This window comes from Burkholderia sp. BCC1999 (genome assembly GCF_905339975.1).
Classification (GTDB): Bacteria; Pseudomonadota; Gammaproteobacteria; order Burkholderiales; family Burkholderiaceae; genus Burkholderia.
The window spans coordinates 133,426-158,596 of the sequence record NZ_CAJPHP010000015.1; the positions used below are offsets into that span (position 1 = coordinate 133,426).

General features: G+C 67.6%; 20 protein-coding genes and 1 pseudogene. 11 read left to right on the top strand and 10 right to left on the bottom strand.

Annotation, left to right across the window (positions count from 1 at the left end; translation table 11 throughout):
• Positions 1-86: 86 nt before the first annotated feature.
• Positions 87-1,040 (top strand): LysR family transcriptional regulator, encoded by a 954-nt coding sequence (locus U5809_RS22540; RefSeq protein WP_322088182.1) that lies wholly within the window; start codon positions 87-89, stop codon positions 1,038-1,040.
• Positions 1,041-1,145: 105 nt separating this feature from the next.
• Here U5809_RS22540 and U5809_RS22545 read toward each other — a convergent pair whose 3' ends face one another.
• From U5809_RS22545 to U5809_RS22555, 3 genes are read right to left on the bottom strand one after another with little or no spacing between them, the layout of a single operon-like run.
• Positions 1,146-2,402 carry an MFS transporter gene (locus tag U5809_RS22545; RefSeq protein ID WP_322088183.1) on the bottom strand — a complete coding sequence of 419 codons (1,257 nt, stop codon included), beginning with the start codon at positions 2,400-2,402 and terminating at the stop codon, positions 1,146-1,148.
• On the bottom strand, positions 2,399-2,734 hold the full coding sequence (locus U5809_RS22550; protein WP_322088184.1) for a hypothetical protein: 336 nt from the start codon (positions 2,732-2,734) through the stop codon (positions 2,399-2,401). Before U5809_RS22550 ends, U5809_RS22545 begins: the two co-directional genes overlap by 4 nt.
• Before the next feature lie 37 nt (positions 2,735-2,771).
• Positions 2,772-3,242, bottom strand: a complete 471-nt coding sequence (locus tag U5809_RS22555; protein WP_322088185.1) for a MarR family winged helix-turn-helix transcriptional regulator — start codon at positions 3,240-3,242, stop codon at positions 2,772-2,774.
• 168 nt (positions 3,243-3,410) lie between these two features.
• Here U5809_RS22555 and U5809_RS22560 point away from each other — a divergent pair, with 168 nt between their 5' ends.
• Positions 3,411-3,902, top strand: coding sequence for a 2,4'-dihydroxyacetophenone dioxygenase family protein (locus U5809_RS22560; RefSeq protein WP_322088186.1), 492 nt, complete (start codon positions 3,411-3,413; stop codon positions 3,900-3,902).
• A 99-nt stretch (positions 3,903-4,001) separates the two neighbouring features.
• Here the strand turns inward: U5809_RS22560 and U5809_RS22565 are convergent, their stop codons facing one another.
• Positions 4,002-5,150 (bottom strand): epoxide hydrolase, encoded by a 1,149-nt coding sequence (locus tag U5809_RS22565; protein WP_322088187.1) that lies wholly within the window; start codon positions 5,148-5,150, stop codon positions 4,002-4,004.
• A 76-nt stretch (positions 5,151-5,226) separates the two neighbouring features.
• Positions 5,227-6,186 carry a GlxA family transcriptional regulator gene (locus tag U5809_RS22570; protein WP_322088188.1) on the bottom strand — a complete coding sequence of 320 codons (960 nt, stop codon included), beginning with the start codon at positions 6,184-6,186 and terminating at the stop codon, positions 5,227-5,229.
• 135 nt (positions 6,187-6,321) lie between these two features.
• On the opposite strand from U5809_RS22570, the pseudogene U5809_RS22575 reads away from it, so the two are divergent.
• A pseudogene (locus U5809_RS22575) lies at positions 6,322-7,116 on the top strand (SDR family NAD(P)-dependent oxidoreductase).
• A gap of 333 nt (positions 7,117-7,449) precedes the next feature.
• The gene (locus tag U5809_RS22580; RefSeq protein WP_322088189.1) at positions 7,450-9,246 is read left to right on the top strand and encodes a diguanylate cyclase; all 1,797 of its coding nucleotides are present in this window, start codon (positions 7,450-7,452) and stop codon (positions 9,244-9,246) included.
• A gap of 70 nt (positions 9,247-9,316) precedes the next feature.
• On the opposite strand, the gene U5809_RS22585 is transcribed toward U5809_RS22580, so the two are convergent.
• From U5809_RS22585 to U5809_RS22595, 3 genes are all read right to left on the bottom strand, one after another.
• A complete protein-coding gene (locus tag U5809_RS22585; RefSeq protein WP_322088190.1) occupies positions 9,317-10,678 on the bottom strand; it encodes an MFS transporter in 1,362 nt (453 codons plus the stop codon).
• A gap of 86 nt (positions 10,679-10,764) precedes the next feature.
• A complete protein-coding gene (locus U5809_RS22590) occupies positions 10,765-12,123 on the bottom strand; it encodes an MFS transporter (protein WP_322088191.1) in 1,359 nt (452 codons plus the stop codon).
• A gap of 182 nt (positions 12,124-12,305) precedes the next feature.
• Positions 12,306-13,265 (bottom strand): MBL fold metallo-hydrolase, encoded by a 960-nt coding sequence (locus U5809_RS22595; protein WP_282510120.1) that lies wholly within the window; start codon positions 13,263-13,265, stop codon positions 12,306-12,308.
• Positions 13,266-13,442: 177 nt separating this feature from the next.
• Here U5809_RS22595 and U5809_RS22600 point away from each other — a divergent pair, with 177 nt between their 5' ends.
• Together U5809_RS22600 and U5809_RS22605 are read left to right on the top strand one after the other, a co-directional pair.
• The gene (locus tag U5809_RS22600; protein ID WP_322088192.1) at positions 13,443-15,101 is read left to right on the top strand and encodes an IclR family transcriptional regulator; all 1,659 of its coding nucleotides are present in this window, start codon (positions 13,443-13,445) and stop codon (positions 15,099-15,101) included.
• Between the two features lie 230 nt (positions 15,102-15,331).
• Positions 15,332-15,475 (top strand): hypothetical protein, encoded by a 144-nt coding sequence (locus U5809_RS22605; RefSeq protein ID WP_176045293.1) that lies wholly within the window; start codon positions 15,332-15,334, stop codon positions 15,473-15,475.
• Between the two features lie 383 nt (positions 15,476-15,858).
• Here the strand turns inward: U5809_RS22605 and U5809_RS22610 are convergent, their stop codons facing one another.
• Positions 15,859-16,341 (bottom strand): Lrp/AsnC family transcriptional regulator, encoded by a 483-nt coding sequence (locus U5809_RS22610; RefSeq protein WP_059240672.1) that lies wholly within the window; start codon positions 16,339-16,341, stop codon positions 15,859-15,861.
• A gap of 285 nt (positions 16,342-16,626) precedes the next feature.
• On the opposite strand from U5809_RS22610, the gene U5809_RS22615 reads away from it, so the two are divergent.
• The 3 genes from U5809_RS22615 (at position 16,627) to U5809_RS22625 (ending at position 19,055) form a co-directional block, all read left to right on the top strand.
• Positions 16,627-17,265, top strand: coding sequence for a LysE family translocator (locus U5809_RS22615; protein ID WP_322088193.1), 639 nt, complete (start codon positions 16,627-16,629; stop codon positions 17,263-17,265).
• Positions 17,266-17,386: 121 nt separating this feature from the next.
• Complete coding sequence (gene kch, locus U5809_RS22620; protein ID WP_322088194.1) at positions 17,387-18,562, top strand: voltage-gated potassium channel protein; 1,176 nt, start codon at positions 17,387-17,389, stop codon at positions 18,560-18,562.
• 61 nt (positions 18,563-18,623) lie between these two features.
• Entirely contained in the window at positions 18,624-19,055 is a 432-nt protein-coding gene (locus tag U5809_RS22625; protein WP_322088195.1) for a YqaA family protein, read from the top strand.
• A 183-nt stretch (positions 19,056-19,238) separates the two neighbouring features.
• Here U5809_RS22625 and U5809_RS22630 read toward each other — a convergent pair whose 3' ends face one another.
• Complete coding sequence (locus tag U5809_RS22630; RefSeq protein ID WP_322088196.1) at positions 19,239-20,891, bottom strand: acyl-CoA synthetase; 1,653 nt, start codon at positions 20,889-20,891, stop codon at positions 19,239-19,241.
• A 168-nt stretch (positions 20,892-21,059) separates the two neighbouring features.
• Here U5809_RS22630 and U5809_RS22635 point away from each other — a divergent pair, with 168 nt between their 5' ends.
• Together U5809_RS22635 and U5809_RS22640 are read left to right on the top strand one after the other, a co-directional pair.
• Positions 21,060-21,815, top strand: a complete 756-nt coding sequence (locus U5809_RS22635) for a Crp/Fnr family transcriptional regulator (protein ID WP_282510135.1) — start codon at positions 21,060-21,062, stop codon at positions 21,813-21,815.
• A 186-nt stretch (positions 21,816-22,001) separates the two neighbouring features.
• Positions 22,002-25,169 (top strand): efflux RND transporter permease subunit, encoded by a 3,168-nt coding sequence (locus tag U5809_RS22640; protein WP_322088197.1) that lies wholly within the window; start codon positions 22,002-22,004, stop codon positions 25,167-25,169.
• Positions 25,170-25,171 lie beyond the last annotated feature (2 nt).

Consider the following 25,171-nt stretch of genomic DNA (forward strand, 5'->3'; position numbering starts at 1 on the left):
CCCTCCTCCTTGTGTTGATGTTGCACATTGTCGGGACGCCAATTAGTCTTTTGAATATCGCAATATCAATGTTCACTTGCTCAACTATGCAAGCAAAGAAACCGAAGAGCCGTGCGTTGCTCGGGCAGCTCAGCGACATGGATCTCCGCCTGCTGCGGGTCTTCAAGGGTGTCGTGCAGTGCGGCGGGATGGCGGCGGCCGAACTGGAGCTGAATATCGGCATCTCGACGATCAGCCGGCACGTGAAGGATCTCGAAACGCGCCTCGGCCTCGTGCTGTGCCGGCGCGGCCGCGCGGGCTTCACGCTGACGCCGGAAGGCCAGACGGTCTATGAGGAAACGCTGCGCCTGCTCGCGTCGATGGAAGCGTTTCGCAGCAGGATCGACGGCATTCACGACAAAATGGGCGGGGAACTGCACATCGCGGTGTTCGACAAGACAGCCACCAACGCGAATGCGCGGCTCGGCGACGCGATCCGCCAGTTCGCCGACGAAGCGCCCGACGTCGCGCTGAACCTGCACGTCGCGTCGATCAACGAGGTCGAGCGCGGAATCATCGACGGCAGCTATCAGGTCGGGATCATTCCGGCGCACCGCAACTCGGGCAGTCTCGAGTATTCGGAGCTGTTCGACGAACGGATGCTGCTCTACTGCGGCCGCCAGCATCCGCTCTTCGATGCGCCGCACGGCAAGCTCACGTGGACGACGATCCGCAACCACGCGTTCGCGGGGCTCGGCTTCCACTCGCCGAACATGGAGTTGAGCCACCGCGCGAAGCTCACGCGCAGCGCGACCGCGTCGGACCAGGAATCGATCGCGACGCTGATCCTGTCGGGCCGCTATCTCGGCTTCCTGCCCGATCACTACGCGGAAAGTTTCGAAAACAAGGGGCTGATGCAGCCGATCGCACCGCACCGGTTCAATTACCGGTGCCGGTTCGTGAGCCTGCTGCGGCGCTCGCCGCGGCCGTCGCGGGCCGCGCTGCTGTTCCAGTCGTGTCTGGAAGCCGCGCATGCGACGGCGGTGCGGCCGGCTGGGTAGGCGCCGCACGCGAAGCATCCGGCTCCCGGCGGTGTGCGGTGTGCGAGCGGTTGCGGGACGAGCAAGCGCGGCGGGGCTATATCGACGCCCCGCCCGCTCACCCGATCACACGCCGTCGAACCGTTCGCGCGCGCCGTCGGCTTGCGCTAGCGCGCGGCTGCGCTTCACGAAATGCGTGGCGACCAGCGCCGCGGCAAAACCGGACGCCGCGCCGACGCCGAGCGCCCAGCGCGGGCCGAGATGGTTCGCGACCCAGCCGGCCACCGGCGCGCCGATCGGCGTGCCGCCGAGCGCGACCGCGAGGCGCAGCGCCATCACGCGGCCGCGCATCGCCGGCTCGGTGGAAAGCTGCATCAGGCTGTTGGTCGAATTCATGAAGGTGATCGCGGCGATCCCGGTCAGCACGAGCGCGGCGGCGAACAGCCAGTAGCCCGGCGCCAGCGCGGCGAACGTGCAGCCGAGCCCGAACAGCGCCGCGCCGAACCACAGATGCCGGAAGCGCGGCTGCTCGCGGCGTGCCGCGAGCAGCGCGCCCGACACCGTGCCGACGGCCATCATCGACGACAGCACACCGAACCCGCGTGCATCGACGTGAAACACGCTGGCCGCCATCGTCGAGATGAACAACTGGAAATTGAGCCCGAACGTGCCGATCAGGAACAGCATCACGAGGATCGCCTTCAGGTCGTCGCGCCGCCACACGTAGCGGAAGCCGTCGAGCAGGCCGCCTCGCGAACGCCCCGCCCGCAGGTTCGCACGCAGTTCGTCCTCCCGCAGCAGCAACAGCGACACCAGCACCGCGAAGAAACTGAGCCCGTTGGCGACGAACGCCCAGCCCGTGCCGACCGACGCGATCATGAAACCCGCCGCCGCCGGGCCGATCATCCGCGCGGCGTTGAACGACGTCGAATTGAGCGCGACGGCATTCGCGAGCTCGCGATCGCCGACCAGCTCCGCGACGAAGGTCTGCCGTACGGGCGCGTCGAACGCCGACGCGCAGCCGAACAGGAACGCGAACACGTAGACATGCTCGAGCCGCGCGACACCCGCGACCGTCAGCGCGCCGAGCGCCAGCGCCAGCACGCCCATCAGCGCCTGCGTCGTCATCAGCAGCTTGCGCTGATCGAAGCGGTCGGCTGCGTAGCCGGTCCACGGCAACAGCAGCAGCTGCGGCCCGAACTGCAGCGCCATCACCGTGCCGACGGCCGATGCGTCGTGATGCGTGAGCTGCGTGAGCACGAGCCAGTCCTGCGCGGTGCGCTGGACCCAGGTGCCGATGTTCGACACCAGCGAACCGATCGCCCACACACGATAGTTGAAACTGCGAAGCGAACGAAACACGCCTGCCGCCGGTACGCTCATGGCCGCTCCCGGTCGGGCTCGTTGCCGCCGTGCAGTTCGCCGAATCGCCGCGCGAGGAACAGGCCGAGCGCGAGGATGCCGAGCCCGAGCGCCGCCGCATCGGCCGTGACCCGGAGGTCGAAATCGCCGACCCGGCACACCAGCACGTACGCCATCACGAGGTTCGCAACACCCCAGACGACATTCACGGTGGACGATGACAACCCGCGCCCGGGTGGATTCGCGAACGGCGTCTGGAACGGCTCGCCGCGCAACCCGCTGACGAGATGCGGTACGACGTTCGCGAGAAACGCGCCGCCGAAGAAGTACGACACGAGATGTGCGAGGTTCATGGTCAGGCGGTCCTTTCGGCGTGCGGGTCGATGCGGTTCACGGGCGGGCGGGATCCTGGAATTCGGCAAGCCGCTGCAGCAGCTTCACGGCCGCCGCGAGCTCGGCCTGTTCCGCCTCCGACAGTTGCGCGTGCAGCGCACGGAACAGCCAGTCGTCCTTGGCCGCACGGTTGGCCTGCAGCACCTTGCGGAAACCGGGCGTGAGCGCGATCAGCGTCTGGCGGCCGTCGGTCGGATCGGGCGCGCCGCCGACAGCGCCGAGCGCCTCGAGCGTCGCGACCGTCACGCGCATCGACTGCGGACGCACGCTTTCGGCACGGGCCAGCGCCGACACCGTCGCCGGGCCGTCGCGGTCGAGCCGCAGCAGTACCGATTTCTGCGACGAAGTGAGGTCGTTCGGATGGGTCTGCTCCCGCATGCGCCGCATCAGCTTGCTGACCGAAATGCGGAGTTCGCCGGCGAGACCGGCAAGCGGGAGTGCATCGGAGGGGGACGATGGCGTGTTCATGGCGCCACGATAGCATGTCGACAGTTTAACTGTACAGTTTACCTGCGCATTTCAGACTGTAAGTATCGTGCCTTCGGCGGCGCCCGTGTCGACGAGAGCGACCGCGTTCGGCCGTGCGATCCGGCTCTGCGATAATGCGGGCTCCCCATTTCCGCTCCGCCTCCCGCCATGACGCAGCCGTCCGCCTCGCTCTCCACCGACCTGCCGCCAATCTCGTGCCTGCCGGGCGACGCGCTGCCGTGGCTGCCGATGAGCGCCGACCTGCCGGGGCTCGCGATCAAGTACCTGCACATCAATGCGGCCGAGGACACGCTCACCGCGCTGCTGAAGATGCCGGCCGGCGGCACGCTGCCGCGCCACCGTCACGATGGCGAGGTGTTCGTTCATACGCTGCAGGGTGCGTGGCGCTACCTGGAATACGACTGGGTCGCGCACGCCGGCTCGACGGTGCTCGAACCGGCCGGTTCGGTGCACACGCCGGAAACGCTCGGCGCGCCCGGTGAGGACGTGATCACGCTGAACGTGATGCGCGGCGATCTGGTGCTGCTCGACGACGATGGTAACGAGACCGCGCGCGAGAACTGCCGCGTCGCGCTGCTGCGCCAGCGCAAACATGCGCGCACCGCGCCGGACGACGCCGCGCCGTTCGTCACGCGATAGGACAGGAAGCCGCGCGGCGCGGTCCGCATGGTGCAGGCTCCCGTCGATGCCCGGTTGGCCGCCGGCGGACTTTACCGGCCTCCCGGACCGAACCGCGCGTTACCGAAAACGCCGGAAAAATCGCCGAATATCGTTGGCCAGCAGATCCGGCTCCTCCAGCGCGGCAAAATGGCCGCCGCGCGGCATGTCGGTCCACTGCGCGACGTCGAACACCCGTTCGAGCCAACTGCGCGGCGGGCGGCTGATTTCCTTCGGAAAACGCGCAAACGCAACAGGCACCGTCACGCGCTGCCCGGCCGCGAAGCGCATGGGCTGCAGCCGGTTTTCCCAATACATCTGCATGGACGAACCGATGCAGCCGGTGAACCAGTAGAGCGAGATTCCGGTCAGCAGCGTGTCGTGCGAAAACCGCCGCGCGACGTCACCGTCGCAATCGCTCCACGCGCGAAATTTCTCCGCGATCCACGCGGCCAGCCCGGCCGGCGAATCGTTCAGCGCGACGGCCAGCGTCTGCGGCTTCGTCATGTGAACATGCGCGTATCCGCCTTCCAGCGCGGCCCATTCGCCGCGTTGCGTCACGAAGGCCCGTTCGTCCTCGGTCAGCGGCGCAGCCGCGTCGGTCGGAGGTTCGTAGCTGCCGGGCAGATAGTTGAGGTGAATCGCATCCACCACGGCGGCATGTCGCGCGCCGAGCGCAATCGACACGCCTGCGCCGAGGTCCCCGCCTTGCGCACCGAAGCGGCGATAGCCGAGGCCGGACATCAGCGCCGCCCAGCGGTCGGCGACCTGAAATGCCGCCATGCCGGGCGCCTCGGGCGCCGGCGAGAACAGGAAGCCCGGCAGTGACGGCACGACGACGTCGAACGCGTCGTCCGGATCGCCGCCGAACGCCGCCGGGTCGCAGAGGCGATCGATCAGCGCCTCGAATTCGAATACGGAACCCGGCCAGCCGTGCGTGATGACGAGCGGATACGGCCTCGGTCCGACGCCGCGCCGATGGATGAAATGCACGCGCTGCCCACCGACGTCGGCGACGAATTGCGGCAGCCGGTTCAGCGCGCGCTCCGTCGCACGCCAGTCGAAGCGTTCGGCCCAGTATGCGGTCAGCTCGCGCAGCCATGCGCCGTCGACACCCTGCTGCCACGCCGCGGCCGGTGTCAGCATCGGTGCGCGCGTGTCTCGCAGGCGTCGGCGCAGGTCATCGAGCGCGTGATCGGGAATCGCTATGTCGAACGGGGCGGCGTACATCGTGTCTCCTCACGAAGCATATCGACGAGATTCTGCGCGATTTTTTCAAACCGCACCGAACACCTCGCGCCCACGCTCAGGCCGGCTCCCGCTCGTCCGCCCGCGCGTCGCGCCGCATCGCCTGCGGCGGCACGCCGAACCCGCGTACGAACGCCTCGCGCATGTGCCGACGGTCGCGAAAACCGTTCTCCTTCGCGATCACGTCGAGCGGATGGCGGCTCTGCTCGATCATCAGCCGCGCGGATTCGAGCCGCAGCCGCTCGATCGCCTTCGCCGGCGACTGCCCCGTTTCGAGCGTGAACACGCGGCTGAACTGGCGCGGGCTCAAGTGCACGGCTTCGGCCAGATCCTCGACGGTCAACGCACGGCCGAGATTCTGCCGCGCATAGTTCAGTGCGTTCTGGATCCGGTCGGATTTCGGCGCGAGATCGAGCATTTCCGAATGCTGCGACTGGCCGCCGGCCCGGCGCTGATGCATCACGAGCTTGTGCGCGACCGAGCGCGCGGCATCGGCGCCCAGATCCTTTTCCACCATCGCGAGCGCAAGGTCCAGCCCGGCCGTCATCCCGGCCGAGGTCCAGATCGGACCGTCGACGATGTAGATCCGGTCTTCCTCGACGCGAATCTCCGGGTACTGCCGCTGCATGTCGCGGCCGAACGCCCAGTGCGTGGTTGCGCGGCGCTGCGCGAGCAGCCCGGCCTCGGCCAGCACGAACGCACCCGTGCAGATGCCGGCGATCCGCCGCGCACGCGCGTTCGTACGCCGCAGGTAGGTGACGACGCCGGCCGGCGCCGGCGCGGCGAGCGGATCGTTGACGCCCGCGACGATCCACGTATCGACGTCGATCCGCCCGCGCAGCGCACGCGTCGCGACCGACAGCCCAAGCGACGAGCGCACGTCGCCGCCGTCGACCGAATAGTTGTCCATCACGTAGAACGGCTCGCGCATGCCCATGTTCGCGTACTCGAACACCGACTGCGCGGCGAGCGCCATGATCTGGAAGCCGTCGCTGATCAGAAAGCCAATTCGGTGCATGGGGTTCTCCGGTCCCGGGCGCGGTGGTCGGCCCGATGTCCTGAATCATACCCATCTACGTCATTTGTGTCGCGACACTTCGGCGCCAGAATGGCTTCACGCCATCCGGCCAACCCCACCGAAACGGAGCACATCATGACGCAAGCACATCGCGGTACCGCCCTCATTACCGGCGCATCGTCGGGCATCGGCGCCGTCTACGCGGACCGCCTCGCGCGCCGCGGCTACGACCTGATCCTGGTCGCGCGCAATCGCGACCGCCTGAGCGCCCTTGCCGAGCGCATCACGAACGACACGCAGCGCAGCGTCGAGATCGTCGACGCGGACCTCAACGACCGCTCGGCGCTCGCCGCCGTCGAGGCGAAGCTGAAACAGGACGCGAGCATCACGCTGCTCGTGAACAACGCGGGTATCGGCACGCATGCGCCGCTGCTCGACAGCGACGTCGACGCAATGACGCGCATGATCGACCTGAACGTGACCGCGCTCACGCGCCTGACCTACGCAGCCGTGCCCGGCTTCGTCGCACGCGGCGGCGGCGCGGTGATCAACATTTCGTCGATCGTCGCGATCTCGCCGGAAACGCTGAACGGCGTGTACGGCGGCAGCAAGGCGTTCGTGCTCGCGTTCAGCCAGTCGCTGCATCACGAACTCGCCGGCAAGGGCGTACAGGTGCAGGCCGTACTGCCGGGCGCAACCGCCACCGATTTCTGGCAAACGGGCGGCCTGCCGCTCGAACACCTGCCGAAGGAAATCGTGATGGCCGCGCCCGACATGGTCGATGCGGCACTCGTCGGCTTCGAGCGCGGCGAACTCGTGACGATCCCGTCGCTGCATGCGGGCGACGAATGAGACGCTTACGAGACCGCACGTCGCACGATGGCGCCGCACCTGTCGGCCGATACGCCCGCGCCGCGCTACGCCAGTTGATCGATCGCGCCGGCCCCGTGTCGATCGGGGCCGGTCATCGCATCGAACCCCGGGCGCGTCGTGGGAAACGGGGCCGCACGGCGAATCGACCGACGGTCATTCCCCGTTCGACGGCACGTTTCCGGGCGCGCGCCGAACGCTCGATTCGTCTGCGGGAACGCGCGCCGGATTCGTTCGCCACCGGCACAAATGACCGGCGCCAGCGACCGATTTCGACTCGCTTGCCACGCATTCCGCGCGACAGTAAGCTCTGCGATTGCAGTCCCCCAAGCAGCCTCGTTCGATCGGCATTCGTCCGATCACGAGGGCAATCGTCCGTTGCGGAATTCGACCATGCGGTTCCGTATGTTCATCACCGAGACCGGCGACGCGCCGGCCTCTGCGCACGATTCCGCCGACGGCCAGCCGGCGCTTCCGTCGCTGCCCGAACTCGTCGCCGTTTGCCGCATAGCGCGTGCGCAGGCACGCACGGCCGGCGCATTCGTCGCGCGCGCCGAGGCCGGCACGCAACGCGTGCTCGCCGCCGACGGCACCTTGCCCGATCCGCTTCCTGCCGTCTGCCTTGCGCCGCACGTCGAACGCGATCCGTCTGCCGGCAGACGATACGTCGTACACGCCCCGCAATGCAACGACGCCCGGCTTCCCGCACCGCAAATCGTCGCGGCCTGTGAGCTGGCCGCGCCCGACGGCACGACACTCGGCACGCTGTGCATCGTCAACGACACCCGCCTGATGCTCGACGCCACGCAATGCGCGCTGCTGCTCGACCTCGCGGTCGTGGCCGAGCGCGCGCTGGCCCGCGCCATCGCGGAAGCTGCGTTGCGCAACCGGCTCGCGCGCGTCGAGGAGCACAGCACGCTGACATCGCTTGCACTGACCGAAAGCGGCACCGGCGTGTGGGACCGCAACGTGGAGAACGGCGAGATCCGTTACTCGCCGGCGTGGAAGGCGATGCTCGGTTATGCGCCGCACGAACTGAGCAGCCGGATCGAGGACGCTTACGAACGCCTGCATCCGGACGACGTCGACGGCGTGAAAGCCGCGATGCTCGCGCATTTCGAAAGCCGCACCGACAGCTACGAAGTCGAACACCGCATCCGCTGCAAGGACGGCACGTACCGGTGGATCCGCAGCCGCGGCAAGGTGATCACGCGCGACTGCCACGGCCGTGCGCTGCGGATGGTCGGCACGACCACCGACATCACCGCACTGCGCGAACTCGCCGCGCGGTTGCGCGACTCGGCCGCGCTCGTCACGGATCTCACCGACCAGGTGCCGGGGCTCGTCTTTCAACTTCGTCAGACGGCCGGCGGGCGCCGCTTCTTCTCGTATGCGAGCGCCGGCGTCCGCGACATCTACGAACTGACGCCCGAGCAGCTCGCCCACCACGCGGAGACGGTCGAGATGCGGATCCATCCGGCCGACCTGGTCGCCTACCGGCACTCGCTGCAGGAATCGTCGGTGCACCTGACGCCGTGGCGTCTCGAGTATCGCGTGCTGCTGCCCGACCAGGGCCTGCGCTGGCGCGAAGGCGATGCACGCCCGCAGCGCACGTCCGACGGCGGCACCGTATGGCACGGCTTCATCACCGATGCGACCGACCGCAAGCACATCGAGGCCGAACTGCACCGGATGGCGACGACCGATCACCTGACGCAACTGTCGAACCGTCATGCGTTCATGCGGCAAAGCGAAGCGGCGCTGCGCGGTGTGCGCGCGACCGGCCGGGCCGCCGCCGTGCTGATGCTCGACCTCGATCACTTCAAGGCGCTGAACGACCGCTGGGGCCACCCGCTCGGCGATCGCGCGCTCCGTCATTTCGCGCGGCTGCTGCTCGCGGAAACCGGGCCGGACAGCATCGTCGGCCGGGTCGGCGGCGAGGAGTTCGCGATCGTGCTGCCGGGATCGGATCTCGATACGGCGCTGGCCTTTGCGCGGCGCGTGCAGCAGCGCGCGCTGCAGACGCAGCTCACGCACGAGGACGAGCAGGTCGTGGTGACCGTCAGCATCGGCATCGACGCGATGCGCGAATCGGACTTCGGCGCCTACCAGTCGCTGTCGCGCGCCGACAAGGCGCTCTATCTCGCGAAGGAACGCGGCCGTAACCGGATCGAGGTGTATCGGGCCTAGCCGCGGCGCCCGCTTCCGCCGCGAACGGGACGACGGCATCGCACCGCCGCCCGCTCGCGCGGCATCGCCGTCAATGCGCGGCTTCCGCCCGCGCGCCGGCCTCGCCGCGCCGCACACCCAGCAGCATCGCGACCGCACACGCGGCCAGCAGCGCCGCAATCATCAGCATCGCAGGGTCCATGCTGCCGGTGCGCGTGCGGATCAACCCGACGAGCCAGGGCGTGATCATCCCGCTCGACACGCCGATGCTGCTGATCAGCGCGATCCCGCCGGCCGCGCCGGCGCCCGAGAAATACGCGGACGGCACGGCCCAGAACACCGGATGCGCGGCGAAGATCAGCATCGCCGCGATCGACAGCAGCGCCATCATCGCGACGATGCTCGGCAGGTGCAGCGTCAGCAGCGCGAGCGCCACCGCACCGCCGAACGCGCACGCGGCGAAGTGCCGGCGCCGTTCGCGCTTGCGGTCGGAGCGTCGCGCGATCACGATCAGGCCGGCCGCGCCGATCGCATTCGGCACGACCGACAGCAGGCTGATCTGCACGACGTCGCGGATGCCGAATTCGCGGATCATGAGCGGCATCCAGAACAGCAGCATCAGCAGCGCGGTGGTCAGCGAGAAATAGATGAACGCGAACAGGTACGTGCGCGGTTCGGCCAGCACCTGCCGCAGCGAATGCGGCGCCTGCATGCCCGCGCCGGCGCGGTCGGCGGCCAGGTCGGCCGCGAGCCGCTGTCGGTCGGCGTCGGACAGCCAGCGCGCGTGCTCGGGGCGATCGCACAGCCAGAACCACGCGATCAGGCCGAGCAGGATCGCGGGCGCGCCTTCGATCGCGAACATCCATTGCCAGCCGTGCAGCCCCATCACGCCGGACATCCCGCGCATGAGCCAGCCCGACAGCAGCCCGCCGACCATCCCGGCCACAGCGACGCCCGCGTAGAAGATCGACAGCACCGACGCGCGCCGCCGCGCCGGATACCAGTAAGTCAGGTAGAACACCACGCCCGGGAAGAACCCAGCCTCGAACAGCCCGAGCAGGAAGCGCAGCACGTAGAAGTGTTTCGCGCTGTCGACGGTGATCATCGCGACCGACACCGCGCCCCACAGGAACATGATCCGCGCGAACGTGCGGCGCGCGCCGAAGCGGCGCAGCAGCGCGTTGCTCGGCACCTCGAACAGCACGTAGCCGACGAAGAACAGCACCGCGCCGAGGCTGTACATCGCATCGGTCAGGCCGAGATCCTGCCGCATCTGCAACTGCGCGAAGCCGATGTTGCTGCGATCGAGGATCGACACGATGTAGCAGATGAACAGGAACGGGATGATCCGCATGCCGATGCGACGATACAGCGCGTCGTCGCCGGCCGCGTCCGTTGAACCGGCGCCGGACGCGACGGCCGGTGCGGCGTGCGCGTGAAGAGGGGCTGACATCGAACGTCTCCTCGATGGATTCGGGTGCGGACGGAGATGAGGCGCCGGTCGCCGCTGCCCGCGGGCATCGACCGGCCCTGGTTCACTCAGCCGCGTTGCGCGCTTTCGCTCTTCACGCCGAGCATCAGCGCGGCGCCGCTCGCCACCAGCAGCGCGGCCAGCAGGTACACGGCGAGATCCATGCTGCCCGTGCGCGTGCGGATCATCCCGATCACCCACGGGCTGACGATGCCGCTCGTGATCCCGATGCTGCTGATCAGGGCGATCCCGGCGGCTGCCGCGTTGCCCGACAGGTAGCGGGTCGGCACGGCCCAGAAGATCGGCAGCGCGGCAAAGATCAGCGTCGCCGCGATCGACAGGCACGCGAGCATCGCCGCGAAACTATGCAGATGCAGTGTCAGCGCCGCGAGCGCGAGCCCGCCGCCGATCGTGCAGCACGCGAAGTGCTTGCGGCGCTCGCCGGTGCGGTCCGAGCGGCGCGCGATCAGGACCAGCCCGATCGCGCCGACCGCGTTCGGCACGACCGTGTAGAGACTCACCGCAACGACGTCGGTCACGCCGAAGTCGCGGATCATCAGCGGCATCCAGAAGTTGAGCGTCAGCGACGCGCAGGTCAGCGAGAAATAGATGAACGCGAACAGGTACACGCGCGGATTCGCAAGCGCGGCCATCACGCTGCGTCCGTCGTGCGCGCTGCCGTGCCCGCGCCCTTCGCCACACAGCGCGGCAACGCGCGCCTTTTCGTCGGACGTGAGCCACGCGGCGTCCTGCGGCCGGTCGACGAGGAACGTGAACGCGGCGAACGCGAGCAGGATCGCCGGCGCGCCTTCGATCGCGAACATCCATTGCCAGCCGTGCAGCCCGAGCACGCCGCTCATGTCGCGCATGATCCAGCCCGACATCAGGCCGCCGAGCACGCCGGCCACCGCGACGCCCGCGAAGAACACCGAGATCGCCGCCGCGCGCCGGTTCGCCGGGAACCAGTAGGTCAGGTACAGCACGATGCCGGGAAAGAAGCCCGCTTCGAACACGCCGAGCAGGAACCGCAGCACGTAGAAATGCGACGGCTGCGACACGAACATCATCCCGGTCGACGCAATGCCCCACAGCAGCATGATCCGCGTAAACGTGCGGCGCGCGCCGAACCGCGCGAGCAGCATGTTGCTCGGCACCTCGCAGAACACGTAGCCGACGTAGAACACCGCGGCGCCGAGGCCGTACATCGCATCGCTGAAACCGAGATCGTGCTTCATCTGCAATTGCGCGAAGCCGATGTTGATGCGGTCGAGAAACGACACGACGTAGCAGAGGAACAGGAACGGGACGATCCGCCACGCGATCTTGCGGAACAGCTGCGCGTCGCTGGATTCGGTGTCGGATACGGAAGTCGGCGCCGAGGCACTCGCGTGCGCGAGCGTCGCTTCGGCGGGAAGCGATTGGGGCATGTCTCTCTCCAAACGGGCCGCGCGATTCGAGCGCGCAGCAGTCTCCGAGGGCGTGCATGCGCCCTGCTTTCTTGTGAGACCGGATACGGCTGCCGGCGCCGCGGCGCAGTGCCGCCGCGGATGCCGCAGCCCTCAGGGAAACGGCGAAGCGTTTATCTCAACGCCCCGCCGCCGCGTGCCGCTCAGTCCTGCAGCGCGGCCCACATGTCCTTGTCGCGCTGCGCGGTCCAGATGCGCGGATGCGTGATGCCGCTCGCCTCGTCGAATGCGCGCGACACGTCGAACGGCAAACAGTGTTCGTAGATGAACACATGGCCGAACTTCGGGTCCATCGCTTCGCGCGTAAGCGCCATCGACGCCTTCAGGTCGAGATTGCGCTCGACCGCCTTGCGGCCTTGCGCGAGCAGCGTCGTCACGAAATCCTTCGTGTAGTCGAGGCCCTTGTCGACCTCGGCCGGATTCAGCAGCGCGGGGCCGCGGCCCGGCACGAGCTTCTCGGCGCCGAGCGCGCGCAGCGCCTCGAGCGTGGCCGGCCATTGTTCGAGCTGCGCGTCGCCGCAATAGCACGCGGCGTCGTATTCGACCAGGTCGCCCGAGAACAGCACCTTCTGCGACGGGATCCACACGATCGTGTCGCCCTTCGTGTGGCCCGAGCCGACGTGCATGATCTTCACTTCGAGCTTGCCGAGGAACAGCGTGATCTCGCGCTCGAACACGAGCGTCGGCCAGGTCAGACCCGGCACCGTCTCGACGCCGGCGAACAGGCGCGGGAAGCGCTCGATCTCCGACTTCATGTCGGCCTCGCCGCGCTCGACGATCATCTCGTACGTGCCGCGGCTCGCGATCACGTGCTGCGCGCCTTCGTCGAAATACGCCGAAGCGCCGAGCACCCGCACCGCGTGGTAGTGCGACAGCACCACGTGCTTGATCGGCTTGTCGGTCACGCTGCGGATCTTCGCGATCAGGTCCTGCGCCATCGCGGGCGTCGCGGTCGTGTCGACGATCAGCACGCTGTCGTCGCCGATGATCACGCCCGAGTTCGGGTCGCCTTCGGCGGTGTACGCGTACGCGTTCTCGGACAGCTTCGTCCAGGTGACTTTCTTCTCTTCCAGATCGGCTTGGGAGGCGAATGCTTTGGCCATGTTGCGTTCCGTGGCTGCGAGCCATGTGTTGAGGGGAGTGAGCGGATCATCTTCCTGTGCCGAATATTTGTCAATGACAAAGTCGCTTGCTATTGTTTAATACGGGTAAACCTGCGGGCTGGCGCGATAAATGGCGTCGGATACCATGCGGGGTTTCGTCAACGGAAGAACCATCGCGTGCAGAACCACGAAGTCAGCGCAGACGACGCGCCGCCCAAGGCGCAGCGCGGGATCCAGAGTGTCGAGGTCGGCGGCCGGCTGCTCGACGCGCTCGCGCGCCGGCGCAAGCCGCTCGGGCTGTCGGAGCTGGCGGCGGCGGCCGACCTGTCGACCGCGCAGGCACATACCTATCTGGTCAGCCTGACGCGGCTCGCGCTCGTGAAGCGCGATGCGATCACCGGCAACTACGAGCCGGGCCCGCTGTCGTTGCGGCTCGGGCTGATGTCGATCGAGCGCCAGGCGGCCTACCGCGCGGCGCTGCCGCACGCGGTGCAGCTCGCCGAAGCCGTCGGCCTGAGCGTCGCGCTGTCGGTGCCGGGCGCGCTCGGCCCGACGATCGTGCGCATCGAGCACGGCGGCTATCCATTGCACGTGAACCTGCACGTCGGCTCGGTGATGTCGCTCGATACGACGGCCACCGGCCGCGTGTTCCGCACGTTCGGCGACACCGCGCAGCTCGACGCAATGGCGGCCAGCCAGGCCGGCGCGGGCGATTCGCTCGCGGGCGCCGAAGACGAGCAAAACGCACCCGACGCCGACGCGCGGCAAGCCGAGCGCGAAGCGATTCGCACGCGCGGTATCGAGCGCAGCATCGACCGGCCGAGCCCCGGCGTCAGCGCAATGTGCGTGCCCGTATTCGACGCGAATGGGCATCTGCAGCTTGCGTTGACGGTAATCGGTTCGAGCGGGTCGATCGATGTCGACTGGGACGGCCCGATTGCGACGGCCTTGCGCGAAGCCGCACGGCAGGCCACCGCGTCGCTCGGCGCGGAAAGCTCGAACCAGGCTGAACCGCCGCCCGCGCCGGCAGTTGGCGCGACTCGCGTGCCGCCGGCATTGGGCGACGACGCGAAGGCGCAGCGCGGGATCAATGCGCTCGACAGCACCGGCGAACTGCTGCTCGCGCTGGTGTCGGCCGGCCGCGCGCTGCCGCTGCGCGATCTCGCGGCAGCGGCCGGCATGCCGGCCGCGAAGGCATTTCCGCATCTGGTCAGCCTGCAGAAGATCGGCCTGCTGGGCCGCGACGACGCCGGCTGTTTCGACGGCGGCCCGCTCGCACAGGCGCTCGGCCTGATCGCGATGCAGCGCGTGTCGCCGACGCGCGACGCGGAAGCCGAGATCATCGCGCTGGCCGCCGCGACCGACATGAGTGTGGCCGCCGCGACGCTCGGCCCGCTGGGCCCGACCGTGATCCGTCTCGAAGAATCGGCGCGGCCGCAGCACGTGAGCCTGCAGGTCGGCACCGTGATGTCGCTCGTCAATACGGCGATCGGCCGGATCTTCGCGTCCGGCATGTCCGACGACGTGCTGGCCGACCTGCTCGCCAACGAGCCCGTGCGTCTCGCGGGCAGCCGCACCGCGCCGGACGACGCCGCATTTCGCGCGCGGCTCGCGGCGATCCGTGCGGACGAACTCGATTTCGCGTTCGACGCGCCGGTGCCGGGCATCGGCACGGTCGCCGCGCCCGTGTTCGATCACACCGGCAGCATCCGGCTGGTGATCGCGATCATCGGCTCGTCGCGCGGCTTCCCGCGCGGGCCGGACAGCGACCTCGCGCAGACGCTGCTCGCCGCGACGCGGCGACTGTCCTGGCGGTTCGGGTGGATCGGGCAGTAATCGCGCCCCTTTTCCCCGACACTCGAATCCCCTTTGCTCTCTTCCCCTGAGGCCGTGCCGGCACGGCCTCGGCACGCCCGTGCGTCACGCAAAGGCAGCCGCTATTCATGTTGCTCAACAGCAACATAAGTGTCAGGAATTCTCATATAACGAAATCGCATTTCACAAGGCGGTGACGTTTCGCTATGATTAGGGTTATCCCTAACTCGCCACCTATACGGGGCTTCGTCATGCAAACGTCTAATGTCTCCAACCGTTCCACCGAATCCACTGGCTGGCTCGCACGTGTGAGCGAGCTGCTTGCAGAAGCGTGGGCGCTCCACCTCGAGAACTGCGAAGTCATCGCTGAAGCACACGCGCGCCTGCCGCGCTGAGCGGAACGATCGGCCGCCATCCAGCGGCAAACCCTCCGCCTGATCCGCTTGCCCGGATGCGCGCCGCCAGTGGCCGCCGCGCCGGGCATCGGAATGCGGTGGTGCTGACTGACGTGGAAATGTGCCGGGCGCGTTCCGGCTGATGAATGCGCTCACCGCGTCGGGAGCGTTTCAAGCTTGTTTTACGGCCGCGACAAGCGCCGATACCAGGCGAGAGCCAACGTCACCCCGCCCCCAACGGAAGATTCATCCGTTTTCCGTGTCCGCCTACCGTCACACCCGGCGAGCCTTCCCTGTCGGCCCTTTGGCGGCATTTACCGCACCCACGCGCAACCGCACGCGCCGTCGTTTCAACGACGGCCGCACGCCATCCTCGCCTGCCGTCACACCTGGATCGAAGGCACATCCTTCATGCAGCGCAGCGCGAACATCGAGCGGCTGTGACGAATGCTCGAAATCCGGTACAGCTTTTCGCGCAGGAAGCGTTCGTAGCCGGCCGTGCCATCCACCGCGACCTTGATCCAGTAGTCGTACTCGCCCGACACCAGATATGCCTCGAGCACTTCAGGCAGCGCCGCCAGTTCCGAGCCGAAACGCGCGAGCGCGTCGTCCTCGTGGCGATCGAGCGTGACTTCGAGGATCACGATGTCCGCGTAGCCGAGCATGCGCTGGTTGACCAGTGCGACGTAACCGTCGATGTAGCCGTCGAGCTCGAGTTGCCGTGTGCGGTTCCAGCATGCGGTGGTCGACATGCCGATCTGTTCGGCGAGTTCGGCGTTCGACAGGCGCGCATTTTTCTGCAATGCACCAAGGATCTTGCGGTCCTGATTGTCGAGCGTTTTCGGCGTGCGTTCGCGGGTAGCCATGATGAGAAGAATCTTCTACTGAAAATCGGCATTCTATCTGAACAGGATTCCGGTTTCAGGCCCGTTTTACCGGAAAACAGGAAGCCTTTTAACCGGGCCGCTTGATACATTTTCTCCATGCCTGCTGCCCGGCACGCTCCCCGCGACAACCCCTTCGCACCGGGACGCACGGCCGCAATCACAAGTTGCGGTGCCGGGCGGCAGACATGCGATTCCCCGCCGCCCGCACGCCTATCCGACCGCGTGCGGGGCCGGTGCCTGCGGCCCTGTACCTGCACTCCCGTCATGTCGTTCAAGCTTTATCTGTCGTTCCTCGCTGCCTCCGTCGTCCTGATCTACGCCCCCGGTCCCGTCAACCTGCTCACGATGAACCAGGCGCTGCGCGCCGGCTGGCGCCGTGCGCTGCCCTGCGTCTGGGGCGGCACGCTCGCCGTGCTGCTGCAACTCGCGCTGACCGCGCTATGCCTGAATTCACTGGTGCATCTCAACGAGCACGCGCTGACCGTACTGCGCTGGGCCGGTGCCGCGTATCTCGTGTGGCTCGGCGCCAAGCAATGGCTCAGCCGTGCGCCGGCGAACGCACCGGCTGCCGCAACCGATCCGGCCATCGCCCAGCAGGACAGCGACCGCGCGCTGTTCTGGCGCGGCGTCGCGACCTCCGGCCTGAATCCGAAAACACTGTTGTTCTTTCCGTCGTTCTTTCCGCAGTTCATCAGCCCGAATGCCGACTGGAGCCTGAACCTTCAATTCCTGCTGCTCGCGACGACGTTCGCGTTGCTGTTCGCGGGCGGCGTCGCGTCGATGGCGCTGTTCTCGCACCGGCTGAGCCGCGCGCTGCAGCGGCCGGCACGGATGCGCGCGATGAATCGCGTGACGGGCGGGCTGCTCGTCGGGATGGGCGCGATCATGGTCGGCTGGAACTGAAAGACCAGGGCTGCCGGCTTCGTCACGGCCGCCATCAGGCCCCGCGAAAAAGCAGCCGATCGCGGAATGCTTTAGGGTAGCGGCTGGTTCGTTGGACATGCCCGGCCCGCCGGGCGACTGAATGAAGCACGTCACTACCCGCCTGCGGCGCCTGTTCGCGCCAATCGGCCTGCACTGGTATCTCGCCCTCCTCCTCGCGCTCGATGCGCTCATGGTGCTGCGCCCAGTCGTCGAGCATGCCAGGCTCGGCCTGCATCACGCGTGGCTCGCCGATGCGCTGAATCTCGTCGACAACGCAGGGCTCGTCGTGCTGCCGCAAGTCGTCGTCGCGGCCGGCCTCGCGACGATGGCCATCGGCATCGTGCTGCGCGCCCGCGTCGCGTGGGTGCTGTCGATCGTGCTGCTGGTCGCGGCCGCCGCGATCAGCTTGCTCGGCGGCTATCAAAGCCACGCGGTGTTCGTCTACACGGCCGTGCTGGCGGTTGCGCTGCTGTATTACTGGCGGCACTTCGACCGCGCGAGCGTGGCCGCAAGCAGCCTGTTCGCGCTGCTGAGCATCGTGTCGCTGCTGATCTACGCGACCTTCGGCGTGCTGTACCTCGGCGACGAATTCACGCCCCCCGTCCACGACCTCGCCACCGCCGTCTATTTCTCGATCGTGTCGATGTCGACGGTCGGCTACGGCGACATCGTTCCGCACGCGCCGACCGCACGCCTGTTCACCGCCTCGGTGATCGTCCTCGGCATCACGGTGTTCGCGACGTCGATCAGCGCGGTCGTCGGCCCCGTGATCGGCGGCAATCTGAAACGGATCGTCAAGGGAGGCCTTTCGAACGTGATCCGCAAGCATCATTTCCTGATCGTCGGCGCGACGCCGGTGGCGCACGCGGTACACGACGGGCTGCGCAAGCGCGGCTACGCGGTGACCGTCATCGTGCCGGCCGGCGTCGAGCACAACTACGCGGCCGCGACCGACCTGATCGTCGGTGACGCGACCGACCACGCGGTGCTGGAAAGCGCCGGCACGGCGACCGCGCGAGCCGTGCTGGCGCTGCGCTCCGACGACGCCGAAAACGCCTTCATCATCCTCGCGATCCGCGAGATCGCGCCGGCGGTGCGCACGGTCGCGCTCGTGAACCAGCAGCGCAACCTCGAACGGCTGCGCCTGCTGAAACCCGACATGGTGTTCTCGCCGCAGCAACTCGCCGGCGAACTGCTCGCCAGCACGCTCAACGACGAACCAGTCGACAAGTCGGTGATCTCGCACCTGCTGTTCGGCACGGCCGACGCCACCTAGCGCCGCGAGCCGGTGACCGTATGACCCGGGCCGGCCGGCGTGCGGCCGGTACAATCGCGCGATGTCCGAATTGTTCACTTACGGCGGCCTGTTCGCCGTGTCGATGGTCGCCGCGACCCTGTTTCCGCTCCAGTCCGAAGCCGTGCTCGCGGGCCTGCTGCTCGCCGGGCGCGAACCCGTGTGGGCGCTGGTGCTCGTCGCGAGCATCGGCAACGTCGCCGGCTCGGCGATCAACTGGGCGCTCGGGCGCGGCATCGAGCACTTCCGCGAGCGCCGCTGGTTTCCGGTCAAGCCGTCCGCGCTCGCGCGCGCCGAGCGCTGGTACGGGCGCTATGGCCGCTGGTCGCTGCTGCTCAGTTGGGCGCCGGTGATCGGCGATCCGCTGACGATGATCGCCGGCGTGCTGCGCGAACCACTGCCGACCTTTCTCGTCATCGTGACGATCGCGAAGGTCGGCCGCTATCTGGCCGTCGCGTGGCTCGTGACGCACTGACGCCCGCGGTCCTCTCCCGCGCCCGCCGGCCGTCGATCGACGGCATTCCGCTAAAGATTTCGCCAAAGTTGACGTATCAAGCGGACGACTGGCGGTGACGCGCGCGGCACGCAGTCAGCGTGTTCCGGCTCGCACGCGACGCGTGACGGACGCAGGATGATCGGCCACGGCCGGGCGCGCCGCCTACTTCTTGTCGCCAGCCAGGTCGATCGCCTTGTCCGAGCCGACCGCATTGCGCAACTGGAACTTCTGGATCTTGCCGGTCGACGTCTTCGGCAACTCGCCGAAGCGCACGGCCTTCGGCACCTTGAAGCCCGCGAGCAGTTGCCGGCAGTGCGCGACGATCTCCTCCTCGGTGGCGCTCGCGCCTTCGCGCAGCTCGACGAACGCGCACGGCACTTCGCCCCATTTCGGGTCGGGCATCGCGACGACGGCCGCGACGGCGACGGCCGGATGGCGGTACAGCGCGTCCTCGACCTCGATGCTCGAGATGTTCTCGCCGCCCGAGATGATGATGTCCTTCTTGCGATCCTTGATCCGGATATAGCCGTCCGGCATCAGCACCGCGAGATCGCCGGTATGGAACCAGCCGCCGTGGAACGCCTCGTCGGTCGCCTTCGGGTTCTTCAGGTAGCCCTTCATGCAGATGTTGCCGCGGAACATGATCTCGCCGAGCGTCTCGCCGTCGGCCGGCACGGGCGCCATCGTATCGGGATCGAGCACCGTCGCGCCCGCTTCGAGGTGGTAACGCACGCCCTGGCGCGCATTGAGCCGCGCGCGCTCCTCGTCGGACAGTTCTTCCCAGTGAGACTGCTTCGCGCACACGGTCGCCGGGCCATACACCTCGGTCAGCCCATACACGTGCAGCAGGTCGAAGCCGATCTCCTTCATCTTCGCGATCACGGCCGGCGCGGGCGCCGCTCCCGCGACCATCGCGTGCACCGTGTGGTCGATCCCTTCACGGAATTCCGCCGGTGCATTCGCGATCGCGCTCTGCACGATCGGCGCGCCGCAGTAATGCGTGATGCGCTCGCGGCGGATCAGGTCGAACACGGTCTTCGCGTCGAACTTGCGCAGGCACACGTTCACGCCCGCGCGCGCCGCGACGGCCCACGGGAAGCACCAGCCGTTGCAGTGGAACATCGGCAGCGTCCACAGATACACCGCGTGCTTCGGCATGTCCCATTCGAGGAGGTTGCTGATCGCCGCGAGATACGCGCCGCGATGATGGTAGACGACGCCCTTCGGGTCGCCGGTCGTGCCGGACGTGTAGTTCAGCGCGATCGCATCCCATTCGTCGGCGGGCGGTGTCCACGCGTAGTCGGCGTCGCCGCCGGCCACGAACGCCTCGTAATCGGTCGCGCCCGCGAAACGGTCGGGATCGGCCGGCATCGCGTCGGCCACGCTGACGATCTTCAGGCCCGGCACCTCGAGCGCCGCGCGATGCGCGAACTCCGCGTATTCGGTGTCGACGATCAGCACCTTCGCCTCGCCGTGACGCAGCATGAACAGCACCGACGACACGTCGAGCCGCGTGTTGATCGTGTTCAGCACCGCGCCGGCCATCGGCACGCCGAAGTGCGCCTCGACCATCGCCGGGATGTTCGGCAGCATCGCCGCGACCGTGTCGCCGCGCCCGACGCCGGCCTGCACGAGCGCGCTCGCCAGCTGCTTTGCACGCGCGTAGGTCTCGCCCCACGTGCGCCGCACGTCGCCATGCACGATCGCAAGGCGCTCGCCGTAGACTTCGGCCGTCCGGACCAGGAAATCGATCGGGGTGAGCGGCACGTAATTGGCGTCGCGGCGGCCGAGTCCGGCCTCGAACATCTGCGTCATGATCCTGTCTCCCGTGTTCTGTCGACCGGCGTGCATGCACCCCGGATCGTTTTGATGTGGTTCAATTGCCGACAGCCTAACGGGCGCTATTGTGAGCCGTCTGTCATCGAAACGACAGAGTGCCTTTCGAGCGCTGCGCGTTATCCCTATCCTCGCAAACCCGCACCCATGCACGACCATTCCGTTGCGCCGCCCGACGCGGCCGCCCGCCCGGCCGACCAGCCTCCCGAACCGGGCCCGCTGCCCGCCCTGTCGACGCTGTTCGGCCAGTGCGCGTGGTTCCGCACGCTGGCGCCCGAACACCAGGCGCTCGTGCTCGCGCAGTCGCGCGTCGAGCAGTGCGAGGCCGGCGACGTGATCGCGCACCGGCTCGCGCCGTCCGAGTACTGGATCGGCGTGCACCAGGGGTTGCTGAAGCTCGCGATCTTCAACGTGTCGGGGCGCGGCTGCACGTTTTCCGGCGTGCCGTCGGGCGGCTGGTTCGGCGAAGGCAGCGTGATCAAGCGCGAGCTGCGCAAGTACGAAGTCGTCGCGATCCAGCGCTCGAGCGTGCTATTCGTGCCGGTCGACACTTTCCATGCGCTGCTCGATACCAGCCTGCCGTTCACACGCTTCGTGATCCATCAGTTGAACAACCGGATGGGCGAATTCATCGCGTCGATCCAGAACAGCCGGCTGCTCGACGTCGACGCGCGCGTCGCGCAGGCGCTCGCGCAGCTCTTCAACCCCGACCTGTATCCGGATACGGGCCCGTCGCTGTCGATCTCGCAGGAGGAACTGGGGATGCTCGTCGGCGTGTCGCGGCAGCGGATCAACCAGGCGCTGCAGCAACTCGAGAAGCTCGGCGCGTTGCGGCTCGCGTACAACCAGATCGAGGTCGTCGATCTGCATGCGCTCGCGCGCTTCGGGATGGAGCAGCTGTGAGCGCAGCGCGATCGACGCAATCGCAGCCATCGCGACGCAGGCATTCCGTCTGCGGAATCGACGGACGACCCGCGTGCCCCAAACTGACAGTTCCGCCAGTTTCGCGACAGTAACCCGTTCCACGTCGACGCCTATCATTCGGGTTCCCTTCACCGACGCCTGATCACCGCCTGTCCCGCTGCCTCCATGTGGATCGTCAATCTCGCGCTCAAGCGCCCCTACACGTTCATCGTCATGGCCATCATGATCGTGCTGGCCACGCCGCTTGCGCTGATGCGCACACCGGTCGACGTGCTGCCCGCGATCAACATCCCCGTCATCAGCGTGATCTGGAATTACAGCGGCTTCTCCGCGACGGAGATGACCAACCGGATCACCTCCGTCCATGAACGGATCCTGACGACGACCGTCAACAACATCCAGCACGTCGAATCGACGTCGCTGCCCGGCATCGCCGTCGTGAAGGTGTTCCTGCAACCGGGCGCGAACGTGCAGACGGCGATCGCGCAGACGGTCTCCTCCGCGCAGGCGATCGTGCGGCAGATGCCGCAGGGCGCGACACCGCCGCTCGTGATCACCTATTCAGCCTCGAGCATCCCGGTGATCCAGCTCGGGCTGTCGAGCAAGACGCTCAGCGAACAGTCGCTCGCCGACATCGCGCTCAACTTCCTGCGCCCGCAGCTGATCACGGTGCCGGGCGTGCAGATCCCGTTCCCGTACGGCGGCCGCACGCGTGTGGTCGCGATCGACCTCGATCCGCAAGCGCTGCTCGCGAAGGGCCTCACGCCGGCCGACATCGTCAACGCGGTCAACGCGCAGAACCTCGTGCTGCCGACCGGCACCGCGAAGATGGGCCAGACCGAATACCGGATCGACACCAACGCGTCGGCCGATACCGTCGCCGACATCAACAACCTGCCGGTCCAGACCGTCAACGGCGCGACGACCTACCTGCGCGAAGTGGCGGCGGTGCGCGACGGCTTCGCGCCGCAGACCAACGTCGTGCGGCAGAACGGCCAGCGCGGCGTGCTGATCTCGATCCTGAAAAGCGGCGACGCGTCGACGCTCAAGGTCGTGTCGGACCTGAAGTCGCTGCTGCCGAAGGTGATCCCGACGCTGCCCGAGGGGCTCACGATCACGCCGTTGTTCGACCAGTCGGTGTTCGTCAATGCGGCCGTCCAGGGCGTGATCCACGAGGCGCTGATCGCCGCCGTGCTGACCGCGATGATGATCCTGCTGTTCCTCGGCAACTGGCGCAGCACGCTGATCATCGCGATCTCGATTCCGCTGTCGATCTTCACGTCGCTGATCGCGCTGTCCGCGCTCGGCGAGACCATCAACATCATGACGCTCGGCGGGCTCGCGCTCGCGGTCGGGATCCTGGTCGACGACGCGACCGTCACGATCGAGAACATCGAGCGGCACCTGCATCTCGGCACCAACCTGCACGACGCGATCCTCGAAGGCGCGGGCGAAATCGCGGTGCCCGCGTTCGTCTCGACGCTGTGCATCTGTATCGTGTTCGTGCCGATGTTCTTCCTGACCGGCGTCGCGCGCTTCCTGTTCGTGCCGCTCGCGGAAGCCGTCGTGTTCGCGATGCTCGCGTCGTACGTGCTGTCGCGCACGCTGGTGCCGACGCTCGCGATGCTGCTGTTCCGCCCGCAGCAGGCCAGCACCGGCCCCGACCATTCGACGTCGCGCTTCGCGCGCATCCATCACGCGTTCAACCTCGCGTTCGAACGGCTGCGTGCGTGGTACATCGTGTTGCTGAGCATCCTGCTCGTGCGCCGCCGCTTCTACGCGATGTGCTTCCTCGGCTTCTGCGTGCTGTCGACGGGCCTGGTATTCGTGCTCGGCCGCGACTTCTTCCCGAACGCCGATTCCGGCAACATCCGGCTGCACATGCGCGCGCCCACCGGCTACCGGATCGAGGAAACCGCGCGCCTCGCCGACCAGGTCGAGCGCGTGATCCGCGAAACCGTGCCGCCCGACGAGCTCGGCGCGATCGTCGACAACCTCGGCCTGCCAGTGAGCGGCATCAACCTGTCGTACAGCAACGCCGGCACGATCGGCACGCTCGACGGCGAGTTGCTGATCGCGCTGAAGCCCGGCCACCGCGCGACCCAGCATTACGTGCAGACGCTGCGCACGCTGCTGCCCGAGCGCTTCCCGGGCGTCGAGTTCTTCTTCCAGCCGTCGGACATCATCACGCAGATCCTCAACTTCGGTCAGCCGGCCGCGATCGACGTGCAGGTGCTCGGCAACGATCTCGCGAGTAACATGACTATCGCGAGCAGCCTGATGAAAAAGTTCAGGCAAATCCCCGGCGCCGTCGACGTGCACGTGCTGCAACGCAACGACGAGCCGACCCTGCTGGCCGACATGGATCGTACGCGCATGCAGCAGCTCAACCTCTCCGCGCAGAACGTCGCGCAGAACATGCTGATCTCGCTGTCCGGCAGTTCGCAGACGACGCCGTCGTTCTGGATCAACCCGCGCACCGGCGTGCAGTACCCGCTGCAGATCCAGACCCCGCAATACAACATCGCGTCGGTCGACGACCTGCTCGGCACGCCGATCTCGGCGAGCGGCCGCACGGGCATGCCGCTGCAACTGCTCGGCAACCTCGTGCAGGTGCGCAGCACCGCGAACCCGGCCGTGATCACGCACTACAACATCCGCCCGGCGATCGACGTGTACGTGAGCGTCGAAGGCCGCGACCTCGGCTCGGTCGCCGGCGAGATCGACCGCATCGTGTCCGACGCGCGCGCCACGCTGCCGCGCGGCACCGACCTGACGGTGCGCGGCCAGGTCGAGACGATGCGCACGTCGTATATCGGCCTCGGCGCGGGTGTCGCGATGGCGATCGTGCTCGTCTACCTGCTGATCGTCGTCAATTTCCAGTCGTGGCTCGACCCGCTGATCATCATCAGCGCGATGCCGGCCGCGCTCGCCGGCATCGCGTGGATGCTGTTCATCACCGGCACGCACCTGAGCGTGCCCGCGCTGACGGGCGCGATCATGACGGTGGGTGTCGCGACCGCGAACAGCATTCTGGTCGTGTCGTTCGCGCGCCAGCGTCTCGCGGCCGGCGCGCCGCCGCTCACCGCCGCGCTGGAGGCCGGCGCGACGCGGATCCGGCCGGTGCTGATGACCGCGCTCGCGATGATCATCGGGATGGTGCCGATGGCGCTCGGTCTCGGCGAAGGCGCCGAGCAGAATGCGCCGCTCGGCCGCGCGGTGATCGGCGGGCTGCTGTTCGCGACCGTTTCGACGTTGCTGTTCGTGCCGCTCGTGTTCGGCGGCGTGCATGCGCGGCTGGCCCGCCGGCGCGCGCGCCAGGCTGGACACTGACT

Coding starts and splice junctions, on each gene's coding strand:
- U5809_RS22540 (WP_322088182.1), top strand. CDS start 87: ATGCAAGCAAAGAAACCGAAGAGCCGTGCGTTGCTCGGGCAGCTCAGC.
- U5809_RS22545 (WP_322088183.1), bottom strand. CDS start 2,402: ATGAGCGTACCGGCGGCAGGCGTGTTTCGTTCGCTTCGCAGTTTCAAC.
- U5809_RS22550 (WP_322088184.1), bottom strand. CDS start 2,734: ATGAACCTCGCACATCTCGTGTCGTACTTCTTCGGCGGCGCGTTTCTC.
- U5809_RS22555 (WP_322088185.1), bottom strand. CDS start 3,242: ATGAACACGCCATCGTCCCCCTCCGATGCACTCCCGCTTGCCGGTCTC.
- U5809_RS22560 (WP_322088186.1), top strand. CDS start 3,411: ATGACGCAGCCGTCCGCCTCGCTCTCCACCGACCTGCCGCCAATCTCG.
- U5809_RS22565 (WP_322088187.1), bottom strand. CDS start 5,150: ATGTACGCCGCCCCGTTCGACATAGCGATTCCCGATCACGCGCTCGAT.
- U5809_RS22570 (WP_322088188.1), bottom strand. CDS start 6,186: ATGCACCGAATTGGCTTTCTGATCAGCGACGGCTTCCAGATCATGGCG.
- U5809_RS22580 (WP_322088189.1), top strand. CDS start 7,450: ATGCGGTTCCGTATGTTCATCACCGAGACCGGCGACGCGCCGGCCTCT.
- U5809_RS22585 (WP_322088190.1), bottom strand. CDS start 10,678: ATGTCAGCCCCTCTTCACGCGCACGCCGCACCGGCCGTCGCGTCCGGC.
- U5809_RS22590 (WP_322088191.1), bottom strand. CDS start 12,123: ATGCCCCAATCGCTTCCCGCCGAAGCGACGCTCGCGCACGCGAGTGCC.
- U5809_RS22595 (WP_282510120.1), bottom strand. CDS start 13,265: ATGGCCAAAGCATTCGCCTCCCAAGCCGATCTGGAAGAGAAGAAAGTC.
- U5809_RS22605 (WP_176045293.1), top strand. CDS start 15,332: ATGCAAACGTCTAATGTCTCCAACCGTTCCACCGAATCCACTGGCTGG.
- U5809_RS22610 (WP_059240672.1), bottom strand. CDS start 16,341: ATGGCTACCCGCGAACGCACGCCGAAAACGCTCGACAATCAGGACCGC.
- U5809_RS22615 (WP_322088193.1), top strand. CDS start 16,627: ATGTCGTTCAAGCTTTATCTGTCGTTCCTCGCTGCCTCCGTCGTCCTG.
- kch (WP_322088194.1), top strand. CDS start 17,387: ATGAAGCACGTCACTACCCGCCTGCGGCGCCTGTTCGCGCCAATCGGC.
- U5809_RS22625 (WP_322088195.1), top strand. CDS start 18,624: ATGTCCGAATTGTTCACTTACGGCGGCCTGTTCGCCGTGTCGATGGTC.
- U5809_RS22630 (WP_322088196.1), bottom strand. CDS start 20,891: ATGACGCAGATGTTCGAGGCCGGACTCGGCCGCCGCGACGCCAATTAC.
- U5809_RS22635 (WP_282510135.1), top strand. CDS start 21,060: ATGCACGACCATTCCGTTGCGCCGCCCGACGCGGCCGCCCGCCCGGCC.
- U5809_RS22640 (WP_322088197.1), top strand. CDS start 22,002: ATGTGGATCGTCAATCTCGCGCTCAAGCGCCCCTACACGTTCATCGTC.